Source organism: Dyadobacter sp. SG02, from assembly GCF_900109045.1.
Taxonomy (GTDB): Bacteria; Bacteroidota; Bacteroidia; order Cytophagales; family Spirosomataceae; genus Dyadobacter.
Genome location: NZ_FNYL01000004.1, coordinates 59674 through 71659, shown reverse-complemented (window position 1 = coordinate 71659; position 11986 = coordinate 59674). Strand labels below are relative to the sequence as shown.

General features: G+C 50.5%; 6 protein-coding genes. 3 read left to right on the top strand and 3 right to left on the bottom strand.

What is annotated here, in order from left to right:
* Positions 1 to 72 precede the first annotated feature (72 nt).
* From BMW93_RS10290 to BMW93_RS10275, 3 genes are all read right to left on the bottom strand, one after another.
* Positions 73 to 1656 (bottom strand): RagB/SusD family nutrient uptake outer membrane protein, encoded by a 1584-nt coding sequence (locus tag BMW93_RS10290; protein ID WP_090375155.1) that lies wholly within the window; start codon positions 1654 to 1656, stop codon positions 73 to 75.
* Positions 1657 to 1682: 26 nt separating this feature from the next.
* Positions 1683 to 4913 carry a TonB-dependent receptor gene (locus BMW93_RS10285; protein WP_090375154.1) on the bottom strand — a complete coding sequence of 1077 codons (3231 nt, stop codon included), beginning with the start codon at positions 4911 to 4913 and terminating at the stop codon, positions 1683 to 1685.
* Between the two features lie 695 nt (positions 4914 to 5608).
* A complete protein-coding gene (locus BMW93_RS10275; RefSeq protein WP_090375152.1) occupies positions 5609 to 6700 on the bottom strand; it encodes a Gfo/Idh/MocA family protein in 1092 nt (363 codons plus the stop codon).
* 216 nt (positions 6701 to 6916) lie between these two features.
* Here BMW93_RS10275 and BMW93_RS10270 point away from each other — a divergent pair, with 216 nt between their 5' ends.
* The 3 genes from BMW93_RS10270 (at position 6917) to BMW93_RS10260 (ending at position 11964) form a co-directional block, all read left to right on the top strand.
* Positions 6917 to 8956, top strand: coding sequence for a DUF3857 domain-containing protein (locus tag BMW93_RS10270; RefSeq protein ID WP_143061629.1), 2040 nt, complete (start codon positions 6917 to 6919; stop codon positions 8954 to 8956).
* A 16-nt stretch (positions 8957 to 8972) separates the two neighbouring features.
* The gene (locus BMW93_RS10265) at positions 8973 to 10916 is read left to right on the top strand and encodes a DUF3857 domain-containing protein (protein ID WP_090375150.1); all 1944 of its coding nucleotides are present in this window, start codon (positions 8973 to 8975) and stop codon (positions 10914 to 10916) included.
* A gap of 109 nt (positions 10917 to 11025) precedes the next feature.
* Positions 11026 to 11964, top strand: a complete 939-nt coding sequence (locus BMW93_RS10260) for a dihydrodipicolinate synthase family protein (protein WP_090375149.1) — start codon at positions 11026 to 11028, stop codon at positions 11962 to 11964.
* Positions 11965 to 11986: the final 22 nt, after the last annotated feature.

The following is an 11986-nucleotide window of genomic DNA, read 5'->3' as shown; positions in this document are numbered from 1 at the left end:
GTGAATATAAGGGAACTAACGAAAAAAGCCGACCCTCAGATGAAGGCCGGCTTTTGCAAAACAGATAAGAAATTATTGTTGATAACCCGGGTTCTGAGGTTTCAGGTTCGGGTTGTTTCTCATTTCCTGGATACCCAACGGGAACAACAGGTGTTTTTCCAACAGTGGAGCACCACCGCTCACGTTCAGGTTTCTGTGGCCTACGAAGTTGTCGAACTTCTTGGTTTCTTCATTGAACACTTTACGCAGACGTACCATGTCGAACCAGGTAATGCCTTCGTAAGCGAATTCATGCCAACGCTCTTTCCATACCGCTTCTTTGAAGGTAGCAGGCGTGTAAGTACCGATTGCAGGTGTTTTCAATTTTGCACGGTCGCGGATGGCTTTGAAAGCGTCGTAAGCGTCCTGGTTCACAGTACCCAGTTCAGCTTGCGCTTCTGCGTACATCAGCAACACGTCTGAATAGCGCATCTGGTTTACGTTCAGGTTGTTCAAACGCGTAGGGGTAATGCCTGGGCCGCCCAATGCCGCGATGTTGAAGTATTTGAACACGTAAGGAGCGCCCAGCTCGAATTTCTCGCCGGTACCATTGGTGTAGTAGGTGGTATAGAACCAGCCTTCCTGATCTTTGGTACGAAGATCGCCTGTTTCGTACGACTCGTAAAACGATTTCGTTGGCACTGTGCTACCCGTTCCGCTAGGTCCTGAGTAGGTTACCGCTTTGAAGTTCGGGAAGAAGTCGTTCAGCGGGAAACCTGCCACGACGGTGTTGTACTGGATCTGGAACAAATGCTCCATACGGTTTTTCAGCTTCTCGTCGTGCAGCTCCTTGTAAGTTGGGAACAAACCTACGGTAGAAGGGTTAGCCTTGGCGTAAGTGATCACTTCAAGTGCTTTGTCGGCAGCCAGCTTATAATGCGACTGTCCTTTCGACAGTGGGAAACCCGCCATGGTCAGGTACACTTTCGCCAGGTAAGCTTTCACAGCCATTTTAGACACGCGTCCGTTGGCGTTGAAATCCGCAAAACCGGCAGCTTCCGCAGCTTGAAGGTCTTCCACGATCAGTTTGTAAACTTCTTCCTGCGGTGTTCTGGAAGCGAAGAAATCTTCGGATTCCGTCGTTTGCGGCTTGGTAACCAAAGGTACATCGCCCCACAATCTCACTGCATAGAAATAAGCCCATGCGCGAAGGAAACGAGCTTCACCCATCAGGCGCACTTTCTGAGCCTCATTGGCAGCAGGGAACTGAATGCCCGGGATCTTTTCGATCGCCAGGTTCGCATTCGCGATCACACGGTACAAGCCGTTCCACCAGTTGCTGATATGGCCTGTGTTGCCATCGTAAATGAGGGCGTACAGGTTGTTCAGGTCGGAGTTTTGGCCTGTTTCGGTAGTGGCGGTACCGGTAGGAGCTTCGAGCATTTGCCAGTTGGCCGAGAAGATACCGGCACCATCACCGAAGAAACGCATTTCTGCATAAGTAGCTGCAATAGCCGCTTCCGCGTGGTCAGGGATGGTATAGAATGTATCCGGTTGCAAGTTCGACGGATCTTGCTCGTCGAGGAAGTCGGAGCAAGCAGTCGGTCCCAGCAGGATCGCTCCGCAGAGCAAAATTTGATAGAATTTTTTGTTATTAAGTTTCATGCTGAATGTCATTTTGAATGATACAACGGTCCCGTCGATTAGAATGCAACCTGAATACCTCCCAGGAATGTGGTTGGTTTCGGATAGCTGTGCCAGATCATACCTTGCGAGAATACGTTGTCGGCATCGCCACCGCGGATTGGAGTCTGCTCAGGATCGCCGAACGGATATTTGCTGATAAGGAAGAAGTTCTGAGCGGAAACATACAATCTCAGTTTGCTCATTTTCAGCTTGCTGGCAATTTCCGCTGGGAAGTTGTATCCCAACAACAGGTTGCGGCCACGAATGAATGAACCGTCGAAGATCCAGCGGGTATCCACGTTGGTCACGTAACCAGCCTTGGTATCGCGGATTTGTGCGATCGGCGTGTTCTGATTTTGAGGAGTCCATGCATCCAATACGGTAGCGTAGCTGTTCGCCAATGCCTGGCGGTCTTCGCTGGCGTGCAGGTTCATGTCCATCAGGTCGTTTCCGTACGAGAATTGCAGGTCCAAAGTCAGGTCGAAGCCATGGAAACGGACGCTGTTCGAAAGAGATCCCCATCCTTTTGGAGAACCGTTACCGATAATGCCGCGGTCGGCGTCGGTGATCGCATTGTCGCCGTTTACGTCTTTGTACTTGATATCACCCGGAAGCATTTTCAGGTTACCACGGTAGCTGGTGAATTTGGCAGCCTGGTCAGCCTCAGCTTCGCTCCAAGTTCCCAGACGGGTCAATCCCCAGAATGCACCTGCCGGTTCGCCGATACGGATAACGCTGGTTTGGTTGGTGATCGAAGGACCGCCCACTCCGAAGATGTCCGCAGGTGTCGCCAATGACAATACTTTGTTTCTGTTGAACGAGATATTGAAGCTGGTGTTCCATGAGAAGTTCTCCTTTTCGATGTTCGTCGTGTTCAAACCGAATTCGAAACCTTTGTTTTCCATCGAACCTATGTTCTTTCTGATCGTCGCGTAACCGCTGGTACGTGGTACGGGCGCATCGAGGAGCATGTCGGTAGTTTTACGATAGTAGTAATCCGCTTCGAGTGAGATTCTGCCTTTCAGGAAGCTGATTTCCAAACCACCGTCTGTCTGAGCTGTTTTTTCCCAACGCAAATCGTTGTTTGCAAGTCTGTTGATACCAGTTCCACCGGCGCGGGTGTCGTTGTAAACCGTAGCATAGTTAGACCGCAGCAAGCCGAGTGACGAGTACGGAGGAATTTCCGAGTTACCTGTCAAACCGTAGCTGGTACGAAGTTTCAAGCTTGAAATGATCGGGTTGCCTTTCAGGAACTCTTCATCAGACACTTTCCATGCCAAAGCCGCCGACGGGAAGAATGCAAATTTGTGGTTATCACCGAATTTGGAAGAACCATCCGCACGTCCTGTTACGGTCACAAGATATTTGTCGAGCAAGGTATAGTTCAAACGACCGAAGTACGAGTTAAATGCAAAACGTGATGCACCTGATACGTACGGGCTGGATGAAGGGGCTACTGAACCTGCACCGAGGTTATCGAATGTGTAGTAATCCGTAGAGAAGTTCTGTGCACCTACACCGGTTGTAGCTACATTCGTTTCCTGCCATGAAATACCGGCAAGGGCATTGATCGAGTGGATACCGAAGGTTTTGTTATAGGTTAACAAGTTCTCCCACGACCAGAAAGTCTCTTTTCTGGTTTCTTTTCTCGCTGTACCCAGTTCACCTGGTGTGAGTGTACGCGTTTGCGACTGGTTCACTTCCTGGTTGATGACGTTCACACCCAATACCGAACGGAATTCAAGTCCTTTGGCAAGCGTAACGTTTCCGTAAAGGCTACCCAGGGTAGTTTGCGTGTTCAGGTTGAATTTACGTCCCATCAAACGGTGTACTGAGCTGAAAGAACCCTCAGCACCTGGATAGTCGCGGTTGTTGGCGTATGAACCATCCGCCCATTTCACTGGAAGGAAAGGGAAATCTTCCACCATCTGGCGAGGTACGGCGTCATTGATATCGACAAGGTTTTCAGCCTGGTTGTTGTAGCTCAAAGTACCTCCAATGCGCAACCATTTCTTCACTTGGTCGTCGATGCTGAAACGGGTAGAATAGCGTTTCAGGTAAGACGTTTTGATCAGACCCTGGTCGTCGCGGTAATTGAGCGACAATGAATAGGTCGTTCTCTCGTTACCGCCGCTGAAACCAAGCTGGTGGTTTTGAGAGACACGGTTTTGGGTAGATTCGTCAAACCAGTCGGTGTCGAAGTTGGGGGCAAAAGTACCATCCGCGCGTTTGGTGAAAACTTCCGGGTGGGCTGCAAACAACTGCGCACGACGTACGAGCGGATCGTGGGTTTTGTATTTACCCGCATCCCAGCCTGCTTTGTCGAACTTCTCCATGTTCTTGTAAGAGAGGTCTTCCACGTCCATATATTGTTGGGCGTTCAGAACTTTCGCTCTTTTCGGACCCACGGTCGGTACGCTCAGGTCGAGACCGTAAGTGATCTGGCTTTCACCTGATTTACCTTTTTTGGTGGTGATCATGATAACCCCGTTGGCACCACGCGCACCATAGATCGCCGTCGACGAAGCGTCTTTCAATACCTCCACAGACACGATGTCGTTCGGGTTGATGAAGTCGATCGCCTGGCTCTGCTGGTTCTGGTTACCTTGCGGGAGCATTACACCATCCACTACGTACAACGGGTTGTTGGACGAGTTGATGGAGCTGAAACCACGGATACGTACGTTGGCGCGGCCACCCGGACGACCCGAGTTTACGTTCACCTGCACACCCGAGATTTTACCCTGCAATGCCTGGTTCAATGACGGAGCCGGACGTTCTCTCAGCTGTTCTTCTTTCACGGAACCCACGGAACCGGTAAGGTCGGATTTCTTCGCGGTACCGTACCCGATCACGACTACTTCGCTAAGCGCCTTGGAGTCGGGGGAAAGTGAAATATCCAGGGAAGTACGGTTGCCCACCACTGCTTCCTGGCTGACATAACCCACAAAGCTGAAAACCAGCGTGGCATTATCAGGCACTGAAAGCGAATAGTTACCTTCTCCGTCGGTGGTAGTACCACTGCTGGTGCCTTTCACTACCACGTTTACGCCTGGAAGACCGTCGCCGGTTTCCTTGTCGGTAATTTTTCCTTTGATTGGTTTATCAGCACGGATTGTAGTGGCAATGCCGGAGTTGGCGAGGGCTGCGTTCACGAGCAATGGGCTTGCGAGCGCGGGCAGGAGCAATAAAGAGTTACGGATGCTCCGCATTTGGAACAACCATGATGTGGTATCGGAAATTTTCATGTAGTAAGGCTTGTTAAACGTTTTTCATGCAGTCTTGGAAAACACGTAGAATTTTAGTCTTAGATCTCTGTTCGTTAGGCTTTTGCGTTTTTTGTTTAATCATAGTTTGCGGTTTACAGTTAAAATGTTTCGGTAGAGTAGTTAAAAAATTATAGTTGGTATTCAATAAATCACATTCCATCAAGGCCGCAACTATCCTCGCCAAGGTTTTGAAATCAAATCATGATCACAGGTCCTGACACTATGTCAAAAGGCAAAAGATAATGTTACGTTTTCTCTGACGGAGGATGGAATGGAAGGCGGACGTTCGGGACTGCAACCGATCACCTGCCTGGTATTTTGCTTCAAATAGTCTGTGGCGTCAGTGCTGTATTCGTAAAAGTCTTTAAGAAAACGCGTTGCAATATTATAATATTTAACAATAGATTTCGAATAAAGCGGGAGGAAAAATGCAGAATTATTTATGCAAACGTTTGCATTCTGATTATATGAAATTACCCTTTTCTTACGATATATCAACCAGTTACAGGTTAATTTCGGATAAAAACGAGGCCATTATGAACCTCATAGGAGAGGGTTATTTTTTGCAAAAATCCTATAAGTATTGGCAAAATGTGACCTGTTTGGAGCTAAAATTCTATAAGAAAGCCCTGCTCCGAAAATCCGGAACAGGGCTTGAAAAATAAGTGGAAGGATCAGACAAGATCCACGGTTCGGCCGGTCTTCACCGACTCGTCACACGCGAATGCGATCTGTAAGCTCGTCACAGCGTCCGACAAATGGTCGGTCAGGTCGAGGTCCTCCGTGATCGCGCGCAGGAAGTAGCGCTGCTCGCGGTTACAAAGTTCCTGGTGGTCCGGCTCGTCTTCGAGGTTGATCCACGTGTCTTCTTTCACAAATTCATCCGAGCCGTTCAGATCGGCATGGTGTACACGTATCGATTCGGTCTTGGTATGTGCTTCCACGGAAGATGATTTCCCGGTACCGCCCGCATCTTTGGCCACAATCGACGCCGAACCCTTTGGCCCGATCACATCCTTCACAAAGAATGCCGTTTCGCTGATCATCGGGCCCCAGCCGGCTTCGTACCAGCCTACGGAACCATCTTCAAACCAGATTTGCAGCTGGCCATAGTTGTAGTTTCCTGCCGGAATATCCTCGGTAAGGCGGGCGCCGATCGCATTCACGCGGAGCGGTTTCGAGCGGGTCATCTGGCACATTACGTCGATATAATGCACGCCGCAATCCACGATCGGGCTGAGGCTTTTCATGAGGTTGCGGTGAACGCCCCACATATAGCCGTGGCTTTGCTGGTTGAGGTTCATACGCATAACCAGCGGCTTGCCCAGGCCTTGCGCCTCGGTCACAAAGCGCTCCCACGAGGGGTGTACGCGCAGGATGTAACCCACTACTACTTTTTTATTGGCTTTTTGGGCGGCTTCTACCACGCGCTTCGCACCTTCAACGCTGTCGGCGAGCGGCTTTTCGATAAACACGTGCGCTCCGGCTTCGAGGGCCTTGATCGCGAAATCCTCGTGCGTATCGGGGTAGGTGGAAATACAAACCGCGTCGGGCTTCGTTTCTTTCAATGCAGTTTCGTAGTCATTGAAAAGGGCATAACCGCCGCCGAGTTTTTCATTCAGGACTTCTTTGCTTTTGCCGGTCGAAACGATCCCGCAAATCTCGAAACCATCCAGAAGCTGGTACGCAAAGGCATGGGAAGCACCCATGTTCCCGCAACCGACTACCAGTACGCGGATGGGGCTTTCGTTTTCAAAAGATGACATAGATTAAAGATAAATGTTAAGATTATGGGTTAGCAGGAACAAGTGACATGCAACACTGCATGCCGCTTTGTGTGTCAAAATTAGGCATTAAAATCCGTATTCGGCCCGTTTCGACCTAAGTGAAAAAAAATCCCGTTTCGGTGATAAAATTTTCTTTGAAAATCGAAATAACTGTACGATAATGCATGAATTTTGTTACTCCTCATCTACTTGTTCATGACTAACTCTTTACTTCCTATCAGACTGTCCGGTCTGTGCCGCAGGAATGTTTTGTCCATCCATTTCCTGTTATTTTTCTTCACTTTTAATGCTTTCGCACAAGATGATTTTAAACCCAAACTGGGTCTGATCGACCGTGCTTCGCTTGAAATGACTGCTTATCCCGGCGACAGTACCGCCGACGCCGTGGTACTTTACGATTATGGTAAAGTGACTTTCAGCTACGACAACCTCAAAGGCCTGCTCATGACCACCAATATCTGGGTCAGGATTAAAATCCTTAAAGAATCGGCGCTCGATCGGGCTTCGGTGGGCATTCCTTATTACGAGGGCCAGAGCTACAAGGAACAGGAATGGGTGGAAGACCTGAAAGGCTACACCTACAACCTGGAAAACAACCAGATCGTGAAAACCGAGCTGGAACGTAAAGCCGTCCGTCGCGAGAAGTCCACCGACTACCACAGTACTACCAAGTTTAACCTTGCAAACGTCAAAAAAGGTTCGGTGATCGAGTACTCGTACTCATTGGTCTCGCCGTTCAACGTGCGTACCGAACCGAAAACGTGGACGTTCCAGAGCTCGGTCCCCATTAAATGGAGCGATTACAATATCGTCGTTCCCAATTTCCTGGACTATAAAATGACGATGGGCGGATTTCTTGCGCTCCATATGAACAAGCAGGAGCCGGTGAATGTGAGTGTAGGGCATGCGAGCTTCGATGGTCCGGGAATATCCTACCGGTTTGTCGTGAAAGATGCGCCCGCATTCGTGAACGAGCCGTTCATCACCACTGAAATGGATTACCTTTCCAAAATCGCTTTCGAGCTGGCGAGCGTGAATGTGCCGGGGCAGATCCATAAGAATTATTCACAGACCTGGGAGAATGTCGACCGCACGCTCGACGAAGCCAAATGGTTTGGCGTCGAACTGGGACGGAGCGGTTTTTTGAAGGAAGTCCGGGATGAAATAGCGAAGACAACCACCGACCCGCTGGAACGTATGACGCTCGCCTACAAGCACGTGCAGGGACATATGAAATGGGATGGCACCTCGGGCCTTTACTCGGGAGACGGTATTAAAAAAGCTTATGACAACCGTAAGGGTAATGCATGCGACATTAACCTCATGCTGACGGTGCTGCTGCGGGAGCTGGGCCTTGAATGCGACCCGATCCTTCTCAGTACCCGCGCGCACGGTTACCTGCACCAGCATATCCCGATGCTCGAAGGGTTCAATTATGTGATCGCGCACGCGAAAATCGGCGAGAAGACCTACTTCCTCGATGCGTCGGAACCGTTTGCGAAGCCGGGGTTGCTTCCGGAGCGTGCATTGAATGGTTACGGAAGGCTGATCCCCAAGAAAGGCGTGGGCCGGTTTGTGGAGATCAACCCGGTCGACTCGGATAGCAAACTGGAAATGATCACTGCGAATATTTTGCCCGAGGACGGCGTGATCAAAGGTAGTTACAGCATTTCCTACGGTGGCTACGAGGCACTCGACTGGCGCTCGGCCTATGCTGCCCAGGCGGATAATGTGTACCAGGATGTATTGAAAAAAACAGTTCCCGAATGGAAAATCCAGAACCTGGCGATCAAAAACAAGGCCGACGATTACAAAGGTACCGTGAATGTGAGCTGCGATTTTGAGATCGAAGACGAGAATGCGTCGCCGGGCGTATTCTATTTCAACCCGATCATGGCCGGCCGGTGGGTCAAGAACCCGCTGAAATCGAAGGAGCGCATTTACCCGATCGATCTGGCCACCGGTATATCCAACTCATTTATCGGGAATTTCACGCTCCCCGAGGGATATGCACTGGAAGAAATGCCCAAGGCGGAAATCATTATGCTGCCTGACAAAGGCGGTAAGTTCTCCTACCAGGTACGCCAGGTGGGCAATGTGATCCAGGTCAACAGCATGGTACAGGTGAGCCGGACGCGCTTCATGCCCGAAGAATATGCGGATCTGAAAGAATTTTTTGAGCGTGTCGTACAGAAGCATGCCCAGCCGCTGGTGATCAAAAAGAAGTCCATCTAATACCACCCCCCGTTTCATGCAAAAGTTTCAGTCACTTTTTTGGAAAACTATAATATGTACCGCGCTGTCGGGATCGGCGCCCGTTTTGGCCCAGACCGATTACAGCGTCGCGAAAATCAGCCCGGCGCTTGCGAAAGATGCCGATGCGGTGATCCGCGTCGACGAATTGTTCTGGGATATCAAATCACAGGCCGAGGGTGTCCAGCGCAACCGTTTGGTGGTCACTATTTTTAATGAAAAAGGAGAAGACCAGTACGGATCGACGCAGGAGTGGTACGACAAGTTCAGGAAACTGACCGAGCTGTCGGGGACTTTGTACGATGCCAACGGCAAGGTGGTGAAGCGTCTTAAGAATTCCGATATCGACGATCGCGGGGATGGCACTGCCGGGGACGATATTTCGGATAACCGGGTGAAGACTGCCAGTTTTGGCAAGAAGAGCTACCCGTATCCTTATACCATCGAGTTTATCACCGAAGTACGCACGCGGAATATGATGGCTTTCCCCGACTGGACGCCCGCCCCGGCCGAGGGTTCGGCGGTGGAATATTCCTATTTCAGGGTTAAGACACCGGCCGGTTTTGCATTCAGGTACCAGGAATGCAATGGTGCGCCGGCGGTGAAGAAATCGAAAGACGCCGAAGGTTCGGATATTTATGAATGGACCCAGAAAGATTACGCCAGACCCCGGTCAGACGATGCGTACCCATTACCGCATTACGACCGGATTCCATTGGTATTTACTGCGCCTTCGGATTTCGAGGTGCAGGATTACAAAGGGAATTTCAACACCTGGGAAGATCTGAGCCGCTTTTACTACACATTGAATGCGGGCCGGGATATTTTGCCCCCTAATATGCAGGAGGAAGTGAAAACGTTGATCAAAGGTGCCAAGTCCGACCGGGAGAAAATAGATAGGATTTACAAATGGATGCAGGGACGATCGCGGTACGTGAGCATTCAGCTGGGGATAGGAGGATGGCAGACCATCGACGCAATGACGGTCTCCAAAACCGGTTACGGCGATTGCAAAGCGTTGACGAACTTCACCCTCGCCGCGCTGAAAGTCGCCGGTGTGCCAGCCTGCGCCGCATTGATCCGCGCCGGGAAAGAAGCGAAGATCAAGCCGGATTTCCCGAGCAGCAAATTCAACCACGTGATCGCCTGCGCAATTGCGGGAAAGGATACCGTGTGGCTCGAATGCACAAGTCCCAACACGAAACCCAACTTCATGGGCAGCTTCACCGGCAGCCGCCCGGCATTGCTGGTATTGCCCACCGGCGGAAAACTGGTGATGACGCCGGATTACAAAGCGCCGCAGAATGTGAAGGAAAGCCGGGCGAGTGTGAAGCTGACCGAAACGGGTGACGGCCAGATCGAGGCACGGTCGCGGTACACGGGCTTGCAGCACGAGCCGCGGGTGCAACTGATCCAGTACCGCACCAAGGAAGAGCAGGAGAAATGGCTGGTAAGCCATATTAACCTGCCGAGTATGGATTTGAACCACTTCGAGCTTGCGGAAGGTGCGGAACCTGAACCGTCGGTGACCGAAAAGCTGACATTGAACGTCCGTAACTGTGCTACCAAAACGGGTACGCGCCTGTTCATCAAGCCGAGCCTGCTGAGTCGGCCATTCGAGTTGCCGGCTACCACCGACCGCACGACCGATTTCTACCTGCCTGTTTCGGAGTACAACTTTACCGATCTTGATACCGTATCTTACGAAGTTCCGGCCAGCTATAAATTGGAAACCACATTACCCGCATTCCAGATTGCTTCCGCATTCGGTAGTTATGAACTGAAAACAACCTATGAGAACAACAAGCTCATTTGCGCGAGGAAAGTGGTAATGAACGGCGGACGCTACGGATCGAAGGATTTTGCGGCCTGGGTCGATTTCCTGAAAAAGATCAGAAAGGCCGACAGGGCGCAGGTGGTGTTCGTCGAAAACAAGCTTTGAGACGATTTTGGGGAGTATGTTAAAATATGTAAGGAATTGATTAAAACATGTGAATATCCGCATGGACGCATGGATTAATTTTGGACTAAAATTTTAACATAAGCAGGATATGAACAAAGAAGCATGGTCTGGCATTTTCCCAGCGTTGGTGACGCCATTCAAATCAGATGATACAATTGATTTTGAGCTGTTCGGCAAGAACCTCGAAGCGCAGGTTGAAGCAGGTATTACCGGAGTGATCGTTGGTGGTTCGCTCGGGGAAGCCAGCACACTCACCCGCGCCGAGAAAATGGAGCTGGTGAAATATGCTAAACAGGCACTTCCTGCTGGTCTGCCCGTGGTACTCGGTATCGCCGAACAATCCACTGCCGAAGCGATAAGTATCGCGAAGGAAGCCGAAAGCATTGGCGCCGACGGTCTGATGATCCTCCCGCCGATGCGTTACAAGGCCGACGACGATGAAACTGTGAACTGGTTCAAGACCATCGCCGGAAGCGTCTCGCTTTCGATCATGATCTATAATAATCCTTACGATTACAAAATCGAGGTAACGCTGGCTATGTTCGAAGAACTCGCGAAAGTTCCAAATGTTCACGCCATTAAGGAATCGACCCGCGATGTGAGCAATGTTACGCGCCTGTTTAACAAGTTTGGCGACCGTTTCCGTGTATTCTGCGGTGTGGACACATTGATCATGGAAGAAGTAATGCTCGGTGCCGACGGTGTGATCGGCGGCCTCGTAGATGCATTCCCCAAAGAAACCGTAGCGATCTTCAACCTGGTAAAAGCAGGTCAGTATAAAGAAGCATTGGCGATTTACCGCTGGTACCTGCCCTTACTGGAACTGGATATTCATCCCAAACTGGTACAAAACATCAAACTGGCCGCCGCCAAAATGGGTATCGGCTCAGAATTTGTACGCGCACCGCGCCTGCCGCTTCAAGGTGCCGAGCGCGAGAAAGTGCTCGCGATCATCGATCAGGCCATTGCTACGCAGCCTGAATTGCCCGATTATTTGAATCTGACCGCCGATACCTCGGTGGCATAATTACGCATTCCACAATTATTAC